The sequence below is a fragment of the Ruegeria sp. AM1 genome (assembly GCF_056540745.1).
The window spans coordinates 83,612-103,605 of the sequence record NZ_JBQFXH010000004.1 but is presented as its reverse complement, the minus strand read 5'-3'; the positions used below and the strand labels follow the sequence as shown (position 1 = coordinate 103,605).

General features: G+C 58.7%; 16 protein-coding genes. 5 read left to right on the top strand and 11 right to left on the bottom strand.

The genetic code is table 11. The features are described from left to right. The first annotated feature begins 21 nt into the window (after window positions 1-21). The 5 genes from ACR0I7_RS12145 (at window position 22) to ACR0I7_RS12125 (ending at window position 6,349) form a co-directional block, all read left to right on the top strand. Window positions 22-834 carry a SapC family protein gene (locus ACR0I7_RS12145; RefSeq protein ID WP_480511349.1) on the top strand — a complete coding sequence of 271 codons (813 nt, stop codon included), beginning with the start codon at window positions 22-24 and terminating at the stop codon, window positions 832-834. After that, the gene (locus tag ACR0I7_RS12140; RefSeq protein WP_480511347.1) at window positions 821-2,164 is read left to right on the top strand and encodes a TolC family protein; all 1,344 of its coding nucleotides are present in this window, start codon (window positions 821-823) and stop codon (window positions 2,162-2,164) included. The genes ACR0I7_RS12145 and ACR0I7_RS12140 overlap by 14 nt, the downstream gene beginning before the upstream one ends. Continuing rightward, window positions 2,161-4,281: a type I secretion system permease/ATPase gene (locus tag ACR0I7_RS12135; RefSeq protein ID WP_480511345.1), complete on the top strand. Its 2,121-nt coding sequence runs from the start codon at window positions 2,161-2,163 to the stop codon at window positions 4,279-4,281. The genes ACR0I7_RS12140 and ACR0I7_RS12135 overlap by 4 nt, the downstream gene beginning before the upstream one ends. Further along, window positions 4,265-5,575, top strand: a complete 1,311-nt coding sequence (locus tag ACR0I7_RS12130; RefSeq protein ID WP_480511343.1) for an HlyD family type I secretion periplasmic adaptor subunit — start codon at window positions 4,265-4,267, stop codon at window positions 5,573-5,575. The genes ACR0I7_RS12135 and ACR0I7_RS12130 overlap by 17 nt, the downstream gene beginning before the upstream one ends. Window positions 5,576-5,800: 225 nt before the next feature. Further along, entirely contained in the window at window positions 5,801-6,349 is a 549-nt protein-coding gene (locus ACR0I7_RS12125) for a DUF2087 domain-containing protein (protein WP_480511341.1), read from the top strand. A gap of 33 nt (window positions 6,350-6,382) precedes the next feature. Here ACR0I7_RS12125 and ACR0I7_RS12120 read toward each other — a convergent pair whose 3' ends face one another. From ACR0I7_RS12120 to aspT, 11 genes are all read right to left on the bottom strand, one after another. Continuing rightward, the gene (locus tag ACR0I7_RS12120; protein ID WP_480511339.1) at window positions 6,383-8,152 is read right to left on the bottom strand and encodes an ABC transporter ATP-binding protein; all 1,770 of its coding nucleotides are present in this window, start codon (window positions 8,150-8,152) and stop codon (window positions 6,383-6,385) included. 209 nt (window positions 8,153-8,361) lie between these two features. Then, entirely contained in the window at window positions 8,362-9,063 is a 702-nt protein-coding gene (locus ACR0I7_RS12115; RefSeq protein ID WP_480511337.1) for a response regulator transcription factor, read from the bottom strand. After that, on the bottom strand, window positions 9,063-10,928 hold the full coding sequence (locus ACR0I7_RS12110) for a hybrid sensor histidine kinase/response regulator (protein ID WP_480511335.1): 1,866 nt from the start codon (window positions 10,926-10,928) through the stop codon (window positions 9,063-9,065). The genes ACR0I7_RS12115 and ACR0I7_RS12110 overlap by 1 nt, the downstream gene beginning before the upstream one ends. A 105-nt stretch (window positions 10,929-11,033) precedes the next feature. After that, window positions 11,034-11,792 (bottom strand): methyltransferase domain-containing protein, encoded by a 759-nt coding sequence (locus ACR0I7_RS12105; protein ID WP_480511333.1) that lies wholly within the window; start codon window positions 11,790-11,792, stop codon window positions 11,034-11,036. A 5-nt stretch (window positions 11,793-11,797) separates the two neighbouring features. Next, window positions 11,798-12,418 carry a pimeloyl-ACP methyl esterase BioG family protein gene (locus ACR0I7_RS12100; protein ID WP_480511331.1) on the bottom strand — a complete coding sequence of 207 codons (621 nt, stop codon included), beginning with the start codon at window positions 12,416-12,418 and terminating at the stop codon, window positions 11,798-11,800. After that, window positions 12,415-13,701, bottom strand: a complete 1,287-nt coding sequence (bioA, locus tag ACR0I7_RS12095; protein ID WP_480511329.1) for an adenosylmethionine--8-amino-7-oxononanoate transaminase — start codon at window positions 13,699-13,701, stop codon at window positions 12,415-12,417. Before bioA ends, ACR0I7_RS12100 begins: the two co-directional genes overlap by 4 nt. Beyond that, complete coding sequence (gene bioD / locus ACR0I7_RS12090; protein WP_480511327.1) at window positions 13,698-14,318, bottom strand: dethiobiotin synthase; 621 nt, start codon at window positions 14,316-14,318, stop codon at window positions 13,698-13,700. Before bioD ends, bioA begins: the two co-directional genes overlap by 4 nt. Then, window positions 14,315-15,445, bottom strand: coding sequence for an 8-amino-7-oxononanoate synthase (locus ACR0I7_RS12085; RefSeq protein WP_480511325.1), 1,131 nt, complete (start codon window positions 15,443-15,445; stop codon window positions 14,315-14,317). The genes bioD and ACR0I7_RS12085 overlap by 4 nt, the downstream gene beginning before the upstream one ends. Beyond that, a complete protein-coding gene (gene bioB / locus ACR0I7_RS12080) occupies window positions 15,442-16,422 on the bottom strand; it encodes a biotin synthase BioB (RefSeq protein ID WP_480511323.1) in 981 nt (326 codons plus the stop codon). Before bioB ends, ACR0I7_RS12085 begins: the two co-directional genes overlap by 4 nt. A gap of 113 nt (window positions 16,423-16,535) precedes the next feature. After that, a complete protein-coding gene (locus tag ACR0I7_RS12075; protein ID WP_480511322.1) occupies window positions 16,536-18,152 on the bottom strand; it encodes a bifunctional aspartate transaminase/aspartate 4-decarboxylase in 1,617 nt (538 codons plus the stop codon). 18 nt (window positions 18,153-18,170) lie between these two features. Further along, a complete protein-coding gene (gene aspT / locus ACR0I7_RS12070; RefSeq protein ID WP_480511320.1) occupies window positions 18,171-19,856 on the bottom strand; it encodes an aspartate-alanine antiporter in 1,686 nt (561 codons plus the stop codon). Window positions 19,857-19,994 lie beyond the last annotated feature (138 nt).

Here is a 19,994-nt window from a genome sequence, read left to right as displayed (position 1 = left end):
ACACTCAACCTCGGGGGTTATATGGCACAGAACGGCCTGTTTCCAGTCAGCTTCGACCGACATCACAACCGGTATTGGCGGCGTTTCACATCTTATGAATTCGCACGAGGCAGTCATCAATGCCCCATTGTGATTACAGAAGCTCAACAGATTGCGGCCGCATTTCCAATCTTGTTTCGCCGATCCGAAAGCAGGATTGAACCGGTCGCCCTCTTGTCTTTGAGCGGCGCACCGACACCCTTTGTTTCGGAACAAGGTCACTGGCGCGCCAGCTATGTCCCCTCGGCCTTGCGCTGTTTTCCGTTTCAGGCGCAGGCGTTGCCGGACGCATCCTCGAACACAGCCGAAAGGTTTCATCTGCTTGTAGACGAGGCGTCGGGCCTCGTCACGGACAACACAGAGGACGAGATGTTTTTTACAGATAAGGGAAGGCTGACACCCGATCTGTGCGCCGTTCGCACATTCTTTCAGAACCGCCTGAATGCGGCGACAGCGACCCAAGGCATCTGTGGCATCATAGAGAAGATGGGTCTGTTCAAAACAATAAATCAGTATGAGGGCGTCAGTCTGCCGCCAGACCTTCTGGCGCTTGACCAGGAACGGGTTGAGGCCCTCTCGCAATCGCATGGGGTGCTGTTGATGAACAGCCAGGCACTGCGCCTGATCCATGCCCATCAGGTCTCACTGTCGCACTGCGCCTGGTTGGCCAACGCTCAGCAGCGGCGGTACGGCCAATCATCACAACGTGAATCCGCCACAAATACCAGGGTGACCGGCTTCCTGAACGCCATGGCGAACGCCCATCAGTCGGAGAGCACATATGCGCTCCGCTAGCACGCCTCTCGGTCTTGTCGGCGCGCTGTGCCTCGCAGTGCTGTGTGCGGCTTGCGAACCGGCGCCTGATCTCGCGCCGCTTGAAATGTCCTTTGCGCAGGGATCCACTGGTGCCGGGGCTGCAAAACCATCTGCTCGACTGATCAACAGCACGTTCGGGCAGCGGGTGCGTCAGGCCGTGCAGACCAGTCCAAATCTGGCGCAAAGCAACACGCGGATGTCCGGCGCACAAGCCAACCGCGATGCGGCAAAGGGTGCCTTCCTGCCAAAGGTTTCGTTGGGCGTGAATGCCCGGTCCGAGCGGATAGATTCTGATATCGCGGATGTGACGCCCTATCTTCGCGTGTCGCAGTTAGTCTATGATGGTGGGGCCGCAGCTGGTGATCTTGCGGCAGCACGGGCGCGGGTTCTGGAAGGCCGCGGAGATCAGCTGCAGACAGCCTCAGCAACAGCACTGGCCGCGATCGAGACCTATGTTTTGGTGCTTGACCGTCGCGAGGTTCTGGAGATTTCCCGGCGAAATGTAGCAACGCATGAGGCACTGGAACAGCAGATCGCAGACCGAACAACCAGCGGCGCCGGCTCAAACGCTGACCTCCTGACGGCGCGCTCGCGCGTGGCCGATGCGCGGACCCGCTTTGCAGATGCCAAGGCGCGCGCGGATCGGGCCGCCGCCCGGTTTCGCGAAGTCTTCGGCACCGCGCCGGGTCAGCTCTCACCACCGGTGCCAGCGCCCGCATTAGAACGCAGTGACCTCCAGATTGTCATGGACAGCCCACAGGTTCGCCGCGCTGACGCGGCACTGGCGGCGGCGAGGGCCGAACATGCCGCGGCGCTTGCACGGCGGCAGCCTGACATTCGTGTCTCCGCTTTTGCGGATCAGGACGAAAATCGAGATGCCAATTTCGGTGTCGATCTGTCATTCAACTATGAGATCGACAGCACCGGACAACGCCGCGCGTCGATTGCTGCTGCCGCGGCTCAGCTGGAGGGCGCAGAATATGCCCGCGAAGCTCTGATCCGGGAAATTCAACGTGAACTGGATTTTATCCGCTCAGACCAAAAGGCGGGGGCTGAACGTTTGCGCGCAGCCCGAATTGCCGCCCGCGCCAACGCCGAAACGGTGACCGCCACACGCGAGCAATTCACCATCGGGCGCAGCAGTCTGATCGAAATACTTGATGCGCAACGCGACTATGTAAACGCGCAGGAACGTCTAATTCTGGCCGAGCAGAGCTTTTTCCTGACCAACTATGCCGCGCTTAGCCTGACGGGCGACATCGTGAATCTGTTGGGCGTCTCGTTGCCGGCCTGGGACGGGTCATTATGACCGCGTCATCCCCACTGGAAACCTGCCTAATACATGTCGGCAGCTCGCTGGAGCGACCTTTGACAACGGCGATGCTGCAGGCCGCTCATACCGGGCCGCTGGGCGCTCTCACAGTGCGGGATGCGATCAATGTTGCACATCAGGCCGGTATGCAGGCAGGTTTTGGCCAACGCAGCCTGAAGGCCTTTGACCCAAGCCTGGCCCCGGCGATCCTGCTGTTGGAAGATGACAGAGCCGTCGTTTATCGCGGTCGCACCGACACCGGCGACCTGCTGATATTTGATCCCGATCTGGATGAAAATATAGGCGAGATATCAGAGCGCAATCTCGACCCGGTTTACACCGGCTATGCCATATTGTTCCGCCGGGAGCACAGCAAGGAAATCACACCGGGCGGCTCCCAACCTACAGGGCATTGGTTCTGGTCGGCCCTGGCTGCCAATCGCTGGTCCTACATGCAGGTTGGGCTGGCGGCTGCACTTGCCAATCTTCTTGGGCTGTCCACCTCGGTCTTCATCATGATCGTTTATGACCGGGTTTTGCCAAACGAGGCAACAGAATCGCTGATCGCACTGACCACCGGAGTGGGCCTGGCGCTAGTTTTCGACTTTATTCTTAAGATATTGCGCGCGGGATTTATCGATCGCGCGGGGCAACACGCCGACAAACTGATGGGCCGCCGAATATTCGATCAGTTGCTGAATATCCAGATGAGATCACGGACAGGTTCAACCGGCGCGATGGCAAGCACGGTCAGGGAGTTCGAAACCCTCAGAGAGTTCTTCACATCCGCCACTCTGGTCGCGATCGTCGACTTGCCTTTTATCGGCCTGTTTATTTTCACCATCTACATGGTCGGCGGTCCGCTTGCGTTTATCCCCGCGCTGGCGGTTCCGATTGTGCTGATTACCGGACTGGCCGTTCAGCCGTTTCTCTCGCGCCTTGCAGAGCAGAGCTTTGCGGACGGCCAATCCAAACAATCGGTTCTGGTCGAAGCAGTCAGCGGCCTGGAGACCATCAAAACAACATCTGCCGGGCGCCAAATGCGCAACCGTTGGGAAGCGGCCATGGCTCTCCAGTCAGAGCATGGTCTGCGCAGTCGCGCGATCACGCAACTTGCGCTCAATCTGACAGGATTTGCGCAGCAGGCCGCCCAGGTGCTGATCGTTTTCTATGGTGTATTCCTGATCACCGAAGGGGCGGCCAGCATGGGGGCGTTGGTCGCGTCCGTGATGCTGACCGGACGGGCGCTTGCCCCTCTTGGTCAACTTGCGCAGACCCTGACCCGTGTCAATCAGGCGCGCAGCGCCTATCGCAGCCTAAGCGCACTGATGCAGGCGGACAGCGAACGCCCCGATGGCCGAAACTGGATCAGTCGTCCGGATTTCGACGGTCGTATATCGTTCAACAATGTCCATTTCGCCTATCCCGACCAACAGGAAGACGCGTTGAAAGGCGTAAGTTTCACAATCAACCCCGGGGAAAAGGTGGCAATTCTCGGACAGATCGGATCGGGTAAAAGCACGGTTGCACGGCTGCTTTTGGGGCTGTATCAGCCTCGGGTCGGGTCGGTGATGGTGGATGGGCTGGATATCCGCCAGATTGATCCCGGCGATCTGCGACGAAACATCGGATCCGTCCTGCAGGATATCTGGCTGTTTTCAGGAACAGTACGCGAAAACATCGTCAGCGGCACCGTTCAGGCACGCGATGAAGATTTGCTGCGCGCGGGTCGTATCGCCGGGGTCGAAGACTTCATTGCACAACACCCGCACGGCTACGATCTGAGGCTGGCGGAGCGTGGCGAAGGGCTTTCCGGCGGGCAACGTCAGGCCATCGCTTTGGCGCGCGCATTGATCGGAGAACCACCGGTTCTGCTGTTTGATGAGCCCACCAGCGCGATGGATGTCAAATGCGAAGCCGATGTTATCGCCCGCCTGCAGGACGCTACCCGGTCCTCGACCATGATCCTTGTCACCCATCGCACCAGCCTGCTGGAGCTGGTGGATCGGGTCATCGTGATCGAGGACGGCAAGGTTGGCGCGGACGGACCAAAGAGCCTTTTGACGCAGCATGTCCGCAAGACCGGGAGGCATCTCAATGTCGCGGCATCCTGATCTGGACACGCTCGCCAAAGAGATGCGCGGCGGCTCACCGTTGCGGGGATCACTGCTGCTCATAGTTATTCTCTTGTGTCTGATCACTGCCGCACTCTGGGCCTACTTCACCGAAATCGATGACGTTGTCCGAGCAGATGGGCGCATCGTGCCTTCTGGCGATGTTCAGGTCATCGAAGCAACCGAGTCCGGCATATTGCTGGCTCTGCACGTCCGCGAGGGTCAGATCGTGGACAAGGGCACATTGTTGATGGAGCTCGACGCAACCGAGCTGGACAGCGCGCTCAGTCAGGAACAGCAACGCGCCTATGGCCTTATGGCCCGTGCACAGCGGCTGCAGGCTGAAATCGATGGGGCCGAGCTGTATTTCGAGCGCGTCTTGATGGACGAGGCGACCGAGGTCGTGCGTTCTGAAACGGCTTTGTATCAGGGTCGGCAGGCCGAACTGAGGGCCGAGATCGCGATACTGGAACGCCAGCGGCAACAACGTCAGCGCGAATATGAGGAGGGTCTGGTTGATCAGATCACCGCCGAAGAAACGCTTAAGGTTCTGGCAGAAGAACGTGACATGATGGCGCCGCTGGTCGAGCGTCGCATGGAACCGGCAACAACACTGCTGGCGCTGCGCCGAAGCGAGGCAGAATGGAAAGGGCGCAAGGTCAGGGCCGAGGCGGTCACCAGCCGGCTAAAAACCGGTCTGGCCGAAATGGATGACAAGATCGCCGCCGCCCGCAGCCGGTTTCGAAGCGCTGCCCTGACCGATCTTGCCCTGGTGACAGCCGAGCTTGCCGCGCTCAAACCCGCCCTGCCCGCGTTGCAGGATCGTGCAGCGCGCGCGCAGGTTCGGGCACCCGTCAAAGGGATCGTCAACCGCCTGCATCGCACGACGCTGGGCGGTTTGGCGCGCAGCGGCGAGGAACTGGTCGAGATCGTGCCGTTGGACGACACCTTGCTGGTCGACGCCTATGTGCGCCCCGAGGACATCGCTTTCCTGCATGCCGGACAGCGGGTTAAGGTCAAGATAACCGCCTATGACTTTGCCAGGTATGGCGGGTTGAGTGGCGAAATAATTCGCATCGGCGCAGATACGATTACCCGCTCTGAGCGAAACGATGAGGACGTGTTCGTTGTCGAAATTCGAACAGATGGCAGGATGCTGGATTCAGCTGGCCTGGCGGTCGAAATTATTCCGGGCATGGTTGCCGAAGTTGACATTCTCTCCGGGCGGAAAACGGTACTGGATTATCTGATCCAACCGGTTTTGAAGATCAAGAACCAGGCCCTTCGCGAGTAAGAACACTGCATAGGCACGCAACTTTGTTTTAACACCGGTTTTCTTCTTGGCAGTGATGCCTGACGTGACATAGAAAGGGCCCAGGTCGGCAGTCCCCTAGGCGTCGCTGTTCCTGCTTTGGGAAAGCTAAAACTGCCTGTATCAAACGGTGTACCATCAACGATGGCGCGACGTTGTTAAGTCAGCGACCGACAACACCAACCAGCGCCCCATGTGGATGCGTTCATGACACAAAACCCTGTTGAACTATACGCGCGTGACCTGTCCGGGTTCACGCGCAGTCTGGCCCGACAACTCGGCCATAGCAGCCCGTCACACCTGAAATTGATGAACATGCTTGCCCGCGCGGCTGGCTTTCAGAATGTCCAGCATATGCGGGCCGCGGATGCAGCCAAACGGCGGTTGGCTGATCAAATCAGCGAGCCTCCCGCAGACCATCGCCTGCTTGAACGTGCGCTGCGTCAGTTTGATGACGCAGGGCGGTTGCGGCAATGGCCGTCCAAACGCGCGGTGCAGACGCTTGCGCTCTGGGCAATCTGGGCGGCCCTTCCTGCCAATCGCATGATGTCGGAAGTTGAAATCAATGCATTTCTGGGGCCAGCCCACCGGTTTGGTGATGTCGCAACACTGCGACGCAGCTTGATTTCATGTGGCCTGCTTTGCCGCGACCGGGATGGTACCAACTATCATCGCATCGAGAGCAGGCCCCCACCCGAGGCCCGGATGCTTATTCACAAACTGAGCCAAAGGCGCAGCGCGATCAGCGGCGTGTGATCACACGCGCGGATGTGGCAGGCGCCCAGCCTGTCACTTGGCCGCCGGAGTTTTGAACTGTTGATCAAACAGGCGGCGGAAGCTGCCGTTTTGTTCCATCAACTCGTCCAGATTGCCCTGCTCGACAACTTCGCCGTCCTGCACGACCATGATCCTGTCCGCCTCAAGGATTGTCGACAGACGGTGCGCGATGACGATTGTCGTCACATTTTCAGTCAGTTGATCCAACGCCTGCTTCACAAGGGCTTCAGATTCGGCGTCCAGCGCACTGGTCGCCTCGTCCAAAAGCAAGATCTCAGCGTCGCGCAAAATTGCGCGCGCAATCGCCAGCCGTTGTTTTTGCCCTCCAGATAGGAATGCGCCGTTCTCACCCACTTGGGTGCCATATCCCTCAGGGAGCTCACTAATGAAATCATGCGCATGCGCAGCGCGCGCAGCGGCCATAACTTCTTCATCAGTGGCGTCTGGTCGCGCAAAACGCAGGTTTTCCATCACATTGGTCGAGAACAAAAACGTGTCCTGACCAACATAAGAAATTTTGCGACGCAATGACGCAAAGCTCACATCAAGCAAATCTTGGCCGTCGATTTCGACACTCCCCTCATCGGGGTCGTAAAACCGCATGATCAAACCAAAAATCGTCGATTTTCCGCCACCGGACTGCCCCACCAACGCTGTGGTTTTCCCTGCCTCAAACGTCAGATCTAGTCCCTTGATGACCGGCAGCGAACCCTGATAACCAAAGGTTACGTTGCGCATCCGGATTTCACCCGATCCCGAGCGGAGCTCTTTTGGTTCGGCACTTTCGCGCATGGCATCATCTTCATCAAGAAGCTCGAACATCATGCCGATCGGCACCAGCGAGGTTTCGATAACAACACGCATACGCGACAAACGTTTTGCAGGCTCATATGCCATCAAAAGCGCAGTGATAAAGGACATCAGTTGCCCTGCTGTCGGCGGTTCTGAACCTGCAATCCCCATGGTGCTGATAACCAGTACACCTGCCACTGCAAGACCGGCCAGAAACTCCATCAGCGGGCTGGCGATCGATTGCAGTTTCGCAATGTCGTTCGAGCGCTTTTCAACCGCCCGAATGGCGTCATCCATGCGGTCGATCATATGCCCTTCCAGAGCAAAGACTTTGATCACCTTGATGCCGCCGGACGTTTCCTGCAGCACACGAATGATTTCGGCCAGCGACTTGAGATTGGATTGCATGATCTTTCGGACGCTTTTTAACAAGTAGCGCACACCCAACAACGCAACCGGGCCAACAACAAAAAACAGCACTGACAATACAGGCTGCTGGTAGACCATGACAAAAACCAGGCCAACCAGCGTCAACGCATCGCGCACAAAACTGGTGACGATCACATCAACCAGCGTACGCGCTGCCTGCGCTCCATAAGTGACGCGCATCAAAAGTTCCGAGGACTCGACCTTGGAGTAAAAATCGACGCCGCGCCGCAGCAGCTTACGGTACACGTTCTCTTGCTGAACCGCGATGATGCGGTTCCCTGCGCGTGCCAGAAAGACAGATTGAATGTATGACGCCAACGCCTTGGTCAGAAACAGCCCGACCACAGCCAATGCGATCAAATGAACCTGAGAACGCATCTCGGGCGTCGTCATGGCATCGACAATGTTTTCCATCATCCATGCGGTACCGGCCGTGGTCGCGGCAACGACGGTCATCGCAATCATTGCAACACCGTATAGCCACCCCTGGCCGCGAATGCTGTCACCTACCAAACGGCCGACATAGCCGGATCGCCACTTACGCCAGGCTTTCCTGATCATTCCGTTCTCCAAAATCGCATCATTCTCGTCCGCTATGGCCTTGGGCCCCTATACAAGAGAAATCGCTGCTGAAAGGCGTCGAAACGCGCGAAAGGTTGCGCCTAGTTATGCGGGACTGGCGGAAGTTTCCAGAGGGCCTGCAAAGAATAGGAGGGAACATGATCATTATCACGCGCCCGATGGATCGATCTCAACCCACTCGGTTGTCATCAACACCAAGCCACATCGCCGAGAAAAATATAGCCTGCCCCATATATCGTCTTGATTAACCTAGGGTTTTTGGGATCTTCACCAAGTTTGGTGCGCAACCGCGATATTCGAACGTCCATGGCCCGGTCAAAACTTTCGCCCGCAGCGCCGCCCAGCATCTCCTGCATTTGTCCGCGGCTGATCAATCGCTTGGGGCTTTCCAGAAACAGCCGCAACACTTCTCCTTCGGCATGGCTGAACGGTGTCTCGGTGCCTGATTCATCCTCCAGCACATACCGGTCAAAATGCGCGGTCCAGCCATTGAACGCCGCCACTTCCGAACTTTGCGCCTGTGCCTTGGACGACCGGAGCCTTGCGCGAATTCGGGCGACTACCTCAGCCGGATCAAATGGTTTGGTGATATAGTCATCTGCGCCAAGCTCGAGCCCGGTCACCCGATCCTGCACCTGAGCCCGGCCGGATATGATAATCACCGCTGCCCCCTGTTCCAATGCAAGACGGTGTACCAGCGTCAAACCGTCCGTATCTGGCAGAGATAAATCGACCAGGCAGACATCGGGTGTAACACGTTTCAGCGAGGCTTCAAACTCGCGCGCGCGTGAAAAGCTCTGGGTTCTGAACCCGGCCTCTTCCAGCGCATCGGTCAAAATGCGTCGAATTTCCGGTTCATCATCAAGGATGGTCACCAGCGGTTGTATCATCAGACAGCCTCGGTTCGGATCAGTGCATAAAGCTGCGCACGGGTGAAAGGTTTGCGTAAGACCGGCGCAAGGGTAAGCGCCTGCTGACAAAGCGGGTCCGCTTGTGGCAACGACGTCATCAGTATGGCTGGTAAGGTGCCGTTGAGCCTGTTGACCAGATCAATGCCGGTCTCTGCCCCTTCGAGGCGGATGTCCGAGAGGACAAGAACAATATCATCAATCTCCTGGACAAGGCTTACCGCCTCATCAACCGAGGTCGCCTCGATCACCGCAAAGTTCAATTCAACAAGCATATCGCGGAACTGGCTGCGCAACTCATCACTGTCCTCGACCAGCAACACCAGCCCGGTCTGCACCGGCAGGGCGGGACGATACGGCAGCCTTAACACAACAGAGGCGCCCGAGACCGTATTGCGCAGGTTCAGATCGCCACCCGCCAGTTTAACAGTGTCATAAACCATCGGCAGCCCCAGACCTGATCCATCACTGCCTTTGGTGGTAAAAAACGGGTTGAGCGCTTTCTTCAATGCTTCAGAAGAGAAACCAGTGCCGGTGTCGGACACCGCAATCTCCACCCAGATCTCTCCGATGGCGTGCGCGCTGATCGTTATCTGACCGGATGAGCCGCAAGCGTCCCGCGCGTTCAGGACCAGATTGAGCAGCGCGTCCTGCAACATACCCGGGTCCAGCATATGCGGGACATCCGGCAATGTGTTGACCACCGACAACCCGACCCCGCGGGGCAAAGACGGCGTGGCCAGAATGCGCAGATCTTCCAGCAAAGCACCCATATCCGTCGCGCGAGGCTGCGGTGTTCTGTTGCCGGTCATGTCGGTGAGCCGGTGCAGCAACTGGCTGCCCCGCCGCGCGGTCTGTTGCGTTGCCAACACAAGCTCTGCCGCTTCTTCCGGCAGGTCCATCCGGTCCAGTTTGGCCTGCATGCCCAGAATGATCGTCAAAAGGTTCGAAAAATCATGCGCCAGCCCACTTGTCATCTGTGCCGCCATCGCGCGGCGGCGGGTCTGTTGCAGGGCAACACGGGCCTGTGTCTCTTCGGTGATGTCCACCGACATGACATAAACGCCCCCCGTCTCATCGGGGGTGAACGAGACCCGGATGCGGCGCGAATCCTGATCTTCGGTAAACTCGAAAACCGACGGCTGCCCGGAATAGGCCCGCGCCAGATGGGGCTCTACCCGCTCAAAAGCGGCAGACCCAAGCGCCTGCGATATATGCAGGCCGTGAATTTCTGACGGGCGGCCGGGCATGACAGAACTCAGGCGGCGATTGGAATAGTCGTATCGCCCGTTTGCGTCGAGATGAGCGATATGGGCCGGCATCATCTCGGTTGTCATACGCGTACGCGCCTCGATCTCGGTAAGCTGCCGTTTTGCCTCTTCCAGCGCCGAGATGGTGGCCGCAAGCTTGCGGTTGGTGGCGGACAGCTCTTCGGCATGGCTGAGCAATTGGCCAGACAGTTCCTCGGACCGTGCGCGCAACAGTTCCTCAACGCGTTTGGTGCTGGTTATGTCTGTGTAAACCGCAACCCAACCGCCAGTTGGCAAAGGTGCCCCCTCGATCGAGATCACCTGACCATTGGGGCGTAAACGTTCCATATAATGCGGCTCGAAGGTCAGCGCCTGTTCGACCCGCACCGACACCATCTCTTCGACATCCTGTTCATCGCCATATTCGCCACGGCTGGCGAGGAAATGGATCGTGTCATAAAACGAGGCACCGGGCTGGACCAGCCGGTCAGGCAGGTCGAACATCTCCTGAAAGCGAAGGTTGCTGACAACCAGACGCAATTGACTGTCATAGATCGACAGCGCCTGACCGATCAGGTTCAGCCCAGCGGTTGTCATCGCCTTGATGCGCTGTTCGGTTGTGTGCAAATCGATCCTCCCCGACACAGGCGTAACATCAGATCTGACGCAGGTGTAGAGGGGACGGATGCGACCCGTTGGCCCCTATGGTCTTTTGCGGGCGATGATCCAAATCGGATGATAGGTCAGAGGAACCCCGGATGGCGATGCAAAGGCGCGGCGATAGTCATTGCAGAACGTCGCCAATGTTGCGCGCGTCCATACCTTGGCCGCGCGTCCGTTCACGCCAGTCTGCCGCAGATGGCGCAACACATGCTGAGGGCTGTCGAACCACAGTTTGCGCGTTTCCTGACCCAAATCGACGATTTCCAACGTATCCACGGCTTGTTGCACGGCGCGGGCCAGCACGTCAGGGCCACACAGGCCCGGAGCCTGCGAAGTCGAGCCGAGCTGTGCCAGTTCGGCATATTGATCAGGCCCAAACCCGGAAAACGCCAGCCAGCCCCCCGGAGCCAGAGATCGCGCCGCGCGTTGCAGGATATCACCTGGCCTATCCAACCACTGGATTGTCGAGGTCGATGCGATCAGGTCCTGCTGCTCTGGCCAGTCCACGCGACGGATATCGCCCGGCCGGAACTCGGCCCCCCACAAACGGGCAGTCTGTTCAGCCTCGGGCATAAGATCATTCAATACGGCGCTCTCAAGGTCGAAATGCTGATGCAAGGCCTCGGTCAGATGACCGGTGCCGCATCCAATTTCGAAGACCGTGCCAAACTGTTTTGGCGCATCAAAATCCCGCAAGCGCTGCGCAAGCTGCCGCGCGATACGTGCCTGTTGCCCGGCCGAGCTGTGATAGGTTTGAAAATTGCGGCTAAAGCTGCGCTGTATGCGTGCGGCGGTCATGACGTTCAAGCAAACCACTCCTGCCAGCTTTGTGCAGCGTGAAAGGGCTGATGCGGCCCATCAATCCGCCGTACATTGCCCTCCTGAAAGGCCCAGGCCAGTTCCTGGGCCGCCTTGGGGATGATCCTGTCCCGGCTGGATATCCAGATGCGGTCGAATGGCGTCTGAGGGGCCGTGCCCCGCCGGGCGATCTCGCGCAGCTCTTGTTGCGCCGCCGCGATATCGGGCATCGGCGGCACGGCCGTTAGGCCAGCGCGCCGGCAAAACCGCGCAAAACTGGCCTCTGTCAGGCCATCGGCGGTTGCAGTAACAGTTTCAGGTGCGATCCCGCGTTCCGCATCCGCCGGAAACAAAGTGCCGTTCACAGCCACCAGTCTGGACGGGTGCAGCGCCGCGGATGCCAGCCAGTGCGCCGCGGATGCGACACCAAAGGAATAGGCCAAAATGCGCACACGGTCATAGGCCGCGACCTCGGGTAATGGGTCAGAGAGATCCCGATAGTCATCGACCACCATCACATCCGCAGCCCCGCCGAGCCCGGCGAACGGCGCGGCGCCAAGCGCCCAACCGCCAAAGACAAGGGTCAGTTCCGAGCCCCCATCCCGTGTCAGCCAATGCCGCCTCATGTGTCACCCCGCGCAAGGGCGACCATGGCTGCGGTCACGCGGGTCAAATCATCCGCAGAAATTACATAAGGCGGCATGCAATAGATATTGCGCGCAAAAGGCCGCAACCAAACGCCGGTGCCCGGCGCGCGCTGATGCGCGATGCGCGGGTCCACAGCCTCTTTCATTTCGATCACACCGATGGCACCAAGCACCCGAACATCCGCAACCCCGGGTAAGGCGCGGGCGGGTTCCAGCTCAGTCGCCATCTGGTCGGCGATCTGCGCGGCCTGTTGTTGCCAATTCCCCTGTTCAAGCAACCCAAGGCTGGCAATGCCCGCTGCGCAGGCAAGCGGGTTTGCCATATATGTCGGGCCATGCATGAACACGCCCGCGTCGCTGTCGCCAATGCCAAAGGCAACTTTCTTGCTGGTGACGGTCGCTGCAAAAGAGATATGCCCCCCCGTTAACGCCTTGCCCAGACAGATGATATCCGGCGTGACACCAGCCTGGTCGATCGCAAACAGGCGCCCTGTGCGACCAAAACCCGTTGCGATCTCATCAAAGATGATCAGCACATCATGCGCGTCACACATGGCCCGCGCCGCACGCAGCCATTCGGTGTGGTAGAAATACATCCCGCCCGTGCCCTGTACGACCGGCTCAAGGATTAGCGCGGCAATCCGGTGGCCGTTCTCATCAAGCAACTGCGCAAGCACGTCCAAGCCGTTCCGGCTTGCATCCGTAGGCCAGTCCTCGCCCAAACGCACGGGCGGACGGGGCAGAAAATGCTGGATCGACAGGGCGCCGCGAAACAGGCCATGCATCCCGTTGACCGGGTCACAAACGCTCATCGCTTTCCAGGTGTCGCCGTGATAACCGCCCCGGATGGTCGCAAACTGAACCTTATCGGTCCGGCCTTGGGCCATCTGGTACTGAACGGCCATCTTCATCGAAACCTCGACCGAGACCGAGCCGCTGTCGCAATAGAATATCCGGTCCAACCCATCGGGCAGCATGGCGACCATCTTCCGCCCCAGCTCGATCGCGGGTGTGTGGGTCAGGCCGCCGAACATGACATGTGGCATCTGCTCCAGCTGCTGCTGCATCGCGGATACGATGGCCGGGTGACGATGCCCATGGATGGCGCACCACCACGACGACATGGCATCGATCATTTTGGTTCCGTCTTCGCGGAACAGATGCACGCCGTCGGCGCGGTCGATCAGATGCATGGGGCCGGGATCAGCCACATTGGTGTAGGGGTGCCACAAATGGGCTGCGTCGAACTCCAAAGGTGTCATAGGGCGGCCCGGATCGTATCAAGGTCGATGGCCTTAAAGGCCCGGCTAAGTGACTGCGGGGTCAGCTCCTCCAGTACATCGAGCCGCCCTAGATGCGGCACTTTGGACATCTGGGTGATTGTCTCTTCAACCTCTGGCTCGACATCCCCGACAAAGGCTACCCCGACAACCGGGCAGCCAGCGTTGCGCAAGGCCATCAGCGATAGTGTAGTATGGTTGATAGTGCCCAATGCGGTACGCGCGACAAGGATCACCGGCGCGCGCCATTTTGCAATGACGTCAAGATAATAGGCCTGCCGGTTCAGCGGCACCATAAGACCCCCCGCCCCTTCGACGACCAGCGGGCCGTCAACCTGCGGCAGAGCCAACCGGTCCGGATCAATCTCGATCCCCATATCCTCGGCCGACAAATGGGGCGAGGCGGGCCTGTTCAGCAAATAGGTTTCCGGCAAGACGGGCTGACCAGACAATGCGGCAACGACTTGACTGTCGGTCGCCTCCTCAAGCCCCGATTGCACAGGTTTCCAATACTGCGCGCCAAGCGCGGCGGTCAGTCCGGCCGAGAATATTGTCTTGCCTATTCCGGTATCGGTGCCGGCCACGATCAGCGCGGTCATGGGATATCCGTTTGCTGGCTGGCGATAGCCTGAAACAGCGCGGTGACATCGGCGGGCGTTACATTCCCGGTAATGGACACGCGCAGGCGCGATGTCCCGCGCGGTACGGTTGGCGGACGGATGCCCCGCACATCGAACCCAAGCTGCTGCAACTGTTCCGCACGGCTCATCGTGTCTGCATCGCTGCCGATAATCACGGGCATGATCTGGCTGTGAAAGCCGCTAAGCCCGCAGAGACGCTGCGCCTCGGAATGGGCGTGGGCCATCTGATCGCGGGCCTGCAGGGTCAGGTCTGTGTCTTCCTGCAGCGCCTGTAACGCTGCCCGCACAAGAGCGGCGTTAAACGGAGATGGCGCCGTGGCAAACATGAAAGGCCGGGCGCGGTTGACCAAAGTATCGATCATCGGCGCCGAACCGCAGATCAGGCCGCCGCTGGCCCCCAACCCTTTGCCGCAGGTGTGCAAGGTCAGAACTTCGGCCTGCAGACCATGGGCCAACCCGCGGCCCTGAGGTCCGAAAACGCCGGTGGCGTGCGCCTCGTCCACAACCAACACCGCATTCTCGGCACTGGCAAGGGTGGCAAACTCAGCCAGGGGCGCAAGATCACCTTCCATGGAATAGACACTTTCCACGGCAATCCAGACCTGACCATCATGACCAGCCGCGCGCCACTCGGCCAGTGTTTGGCGGGCAGAGTGCAGGTCATTGTGCCGGAAAGACCGTGCTTCGGCGCGACCCAGACGCATTCCTTCATGCGCGCTGGCGTGGATCAGCTCGTCATGCAGGATCAGATCACCCGCCGCCGGAAGGGTCGAAAAGATCGCCTGATTGGCCTGAAACCCACCCCCCATAAACAGCGCGGCGTCCGCGCCAAAAAAGGCGGCGGCTTCTGCCTCAAGCACCTCATGTTCGGGATGGTTTCCCCGCAACAGACGCGACCCTCCAGACCCAAGCGGCACGGCACGGTCCAGCGCATCCTGCGCCGCGCGATGCATCACTTTTGATCCGGCAAGCCCCAGATAGTCGTTGGACGCAAAGTCCAGCCCCCGACGCGGCGCAAGGCGGCGCAGGCGGTGGCGCGATTTCAGCACCTCCAACGCCCGGTCCAGCCTTGCGGCGGCTGTCATTCGGCGGCCTTTACGCAAGCCTCGGCTTCGGGCTCCATTGGCTGGATGCCGAGCTTGGCGAACAGGATCGCATCGCTGCTTTCCTCGGGGTTTTCGGCGGTCAACAGCGTATCGCCCGCAAAGATCGAGTTTGCACCGGCAAAGAAACACATCGCCTGCATTTCATCGCTCATATCGCTGCGCCCAGCGGACAAGCGCACATGGGATTGCGGCATCATGATCCGCGCCAATGCGATGATGCGAACAAAATCGATGGGGTCAATTGGCTTGGCATCAGCCAACGGTGTGTCCGCCTGCGGCATTAGCATGTTGATCGGAACTGAGTCTGGCGCCTCGGGCAGATTGGCAAGTGTCACCAGCATATCAATCCGGTCTTCGCCGTTTTCGCCCATGCCCAGAATGCCGCCCGAGCAGACCTTCATCCCGGCCTCGCGCACGCGGTTCAGCGTATCGATCCGATCCGCAAACGTGCGGGTGGTGATCACCTCGGGGTAATACCGCTCGGACGTGTCGATGTTGTGGTTGTAGTAGTCGAGGCCTGCATCGCGCAGCTGCACCACCTGCGTGTCATCCAGCATGCCCAGGGTCATGCAGGTCTCCATGCCCATTGCCTTGACGCCTTCGATCATGGCCACCAGCGCGTCCATATCGCGGGCTTTGGGCTCGCGCCAGGCGGCGCCCATGCAGAACCGGGTTGAGCCGGCATCAGCGGCTTTGCGCGCCTCGCTCAGCACACGCTCTACCTCGATCAGCTTGGATGCGCTGAGTTTTGAACCGTTGCGGGCCGATTGCGAACAATAGGCGCAGTCTTCGGCACAGCCACCGGTCTTGATCGACAACAACCGCGACATCTGCACCTTGTTGGGATCAAAATTTTCGCGATGAACCGTCTGCGCCCGATAGAGAAGATCCATCAGCGGCAGATCGTAGATTTCCTGCGCCGTCTCGCGCGTCCAAACATTCGATGTAGCCGACATTTTATAGATAATTTTCCCTGATGATTCAGATTTACTCGGGTTTATCAATAAAGAGGGAAAACGCAACTCCAACGATGTCACAGGCGATGATCCGTCAGCGACGGCTTCAGACCTTATCCGTGCAAAGGCTGCCCCTGCGCCGCACGGTACGCCTCGACATAGCCGCGCGCGACCGACCGAACGGCCCGGCCGATCTGCGAATAGGCGTCGTCAGGCAAATTGGCAAAAGACACCCGCGCCGACCAGCCCGGCGCATCAAAGCCGCTGCCGTTCAACAGGACGATGCCATAATCCTCTGCCAGCTTGAACGTGATATCCAGCGGGTGGACGTTCTTCTTGATCCAATCCACCACATCCTCGCCGACATACTTCCTGAGCCAGAACTCGAAATCGATGATCCCATAATAGGCGTCATAGTGATCACCGGCCTTCACCTCGACCCCCATCGCCTGGGTCAGCAGTTCGAATCTGCGATGCACCAGCTCAATACACGCGGTCTGATAGGCCTTCTTGGTGTCCACCAATTCACAGAGCGAAAACAAGGTCATCATCACCTGCTGCGGCAGCGACAGGCCTGCCGTGTGGTTCAGCGCCACATCGCGGCTGTCGGCAACAAGCCGGTCGATGAACCGAATGTCACGCGGTGTAAGGCTGAGCGTACCATAGCGTTTATCCAGCGCTTGCTTGATGTCTTCGGGGTGGTTTGAAAGCTTGAGGTCAAAGATATTGTCCTTGGCCACTGCGATGACACCAAGCCGCCAGCCGGTGCATCCGAAATATTTCGAGAATGAGTAGACCCCGATCGTATTGCGCGGCACATACCCCATGACGGATGTGAAATCATGCACAAACGTCCCATAGACATCATCCGTCAGCACGATCAGATCGGGGCGATGGTTTTCCACCAGATCGGCCAGCTTTTTCAACGATGCTGCATTCAGCGCAACCGAGGATGGGTTGCCGGGATTGACCAGAAAGAACGCTTTGACCCTTGGGTCTTTCAGCTTTTCCACCGCAGCATCCGTCAGTTGAAAGCCATCTTCTTCATCCGTCTCAACATGCACCGAATCAAGGCTGTAATCCTCAAGCTCGGGCATTTCGAGATATGGGGTGAAGATCGGTGTACACAGCGCAATGGTATCGCCGGGTTTCAGCAAACGGTTGGCTTTGAGCGTCTTGAAGATATAGCACATCGCGGCGGTGCCACCCTCGACCGCAAACAGGTCAAACTCGGCTGCGGGTCTGCGACCCGCACACATCGCCCACATCAGGTATTCATGCGCAATTACCGCGTTATGTTTCAGAATTCGGTCCGGAACCGGATAGTTATCGCCAATGATTGAATCAGTCAGCTCATGCACGAACTCATCCGGGTCAAACTCGAACGCGGAAATCGCATGTCCCACCACCTCAAGCAGCGTGTCCGTCCCCGGCATATCAGCATGCGTCTTTGCCCAATCCTGCAACCGATCGTGGCACCCGGCCATGGCGGGCATACCACCCAGACCCGCCGGATGGTTCATCACTCGTTTGGATTCTGTCACCGCAAATTGCCCCAGTGCAAAGAACGCCTCGCGCGGGCGGGTCGCCACCCAGTTCGGATTTCCGCGCCCGGCGTTCAGAAAGGCGCTGTTAGATTTGCGCGCCTCGGCGGACGCCAACTGAATAAGCTCATCTTTGATCTGAAACGGGCTGAGCGCCTCGTAATCGTGCAGCTTGAGTCTGTCCATGTGCCAAACCTTTCCAAATCAACTGAGTATTAAGACAACCACCATCCCAAAGATGGTCAGCAGCGTGTTGCCGATGGCATAGGGCATTCCATATCCAAGTGCGGGAATGCGGCTTTGCGCGGCTTCCTGGATCATACCCAGCGCAGCCGTGGTGGTCCGCGCGCCTGCGCAGGCGCCAAACAGGATCGCGGGGTGAAATTTGAACACGTAATGCCCGACATAAACCGAAAAAATCATCGGCAGTGAGGTCGCAACAATCCCCCATAACAGCAGCGCAATGCCTGCCTGCTGCAGCCCCGCCACAAATCCCGGCCCGGCAGAAATTCCGATCACTGCAATAAACACGTTCAGACCCAGCGTATTCATCAGCCACAACGACGGGGCCGGAATGCGCCCGAATGTCGGATGCACGGTCCGCAGCCAGCCCAAAACCAGACCGGCCAGCAACGCGCCACCGGTGGTGGACAGGCTGATGGGGAACCCGCCCATGGTGATCGCCAGCGTCCCGATCAGGCCGCCGATGAATATCCCCCAACCGACAAAGGCCAGGTCTGTAGTATCGACGGGGCGGTCTGCATATCCGATCTGATCAATCGCGGCCTCAACATGCCGCTTGCTGCCAAGTATCGTCAGAATGTCACCGCGATGAATTTCCGTGCCGGGCAGCAATGGCAGGTCCAGCATGTTGCGCGTGAGTTTCGAGACATAGACACCGCGCGCCAGCGGCAGTTTGCTCAGCTCTTCCAGTGTTTTGCCATGCAGGTCTTTGCTGGTGATCAGAACATCCAGCTTTTCCGAGGGCATACTGAGCAGCTCGGGCGCATCCGCCTCTTTCAGGCTGGTCTCCAGCAGGCCGACCAGATCGGCGCGACGCCCTGAAAACATCGCAATGTCGCCAGCTTGCAACACCGTGTCTGCGTCGGCTTCGATGATCTGTCCGTCGCGGCTGATCCGTTCGACATAAACGCGGACATTGGGCAACAACTCCTTGACCGGCTTTTCCAGCAGATCGCTGCCCTGCGGTATCTCAAACGCGCGCGCCTCGATGGCGCGATAGGCGGATACAATCACGTCACCGGTTTCTGCCGCTGCGCCGCCGCCCAGCTTGGCTTCGTATTCTTTGCAGGCGGCCACCAGATCGACACCTATCAGCCGTGGACCGATTTTTGCCAGAATGATGGCCGAACCGATCGTGCCATAGATATATGTGACCGCATAGGCGACGGGGATCTGATTGGCATATTTCTGTGCCTGATCCGCCGCCAGACCCAACTGATTGATCTGATCGGTGGCCACCCCAATCGCGGCCGATATGGTCTGAGACCCGGCATAAAGACCGGCGGCATAGCCCAGCTCCAGCCCCGCCACCTTGGCCGCGACAAGCGGTACAATCAGGCATAGCGCCAGAACACTGAGGGCAAAGAACACCTCTCGCGCGCCGTCGACTTTGAGGCCGCGCATGAATTGCGGGCCAACGCCATAGCCAACTGCAAAGATGAACATGATGAAAAAGGTCGATTTGACCGCTGAATCGATCTGGATATGCACCTGACCGATGACGACGGCGGCAAGCAGGGTGGCTGTCACGGTGCCAAGGCTGAATCCCAACATCTTCCACGGGCCGACCAAAAAGCCGATGCCAATGGCCAAAAACACCGCAAGTTCAGGATAGGTTCGCAGAACGGTCACAAACCAGTCGATCACAATTCACCTCCCAAATCCGGATCTGAACGGTCCGAAGGTAAAGGCGGGCGGCAAAACAGTGGTCTTAATCCGCTTGCAATCCGCCACTATGGCGCAAGTCAATCAGAACAGGAAATTCGTGACTTCACGATACCCTAA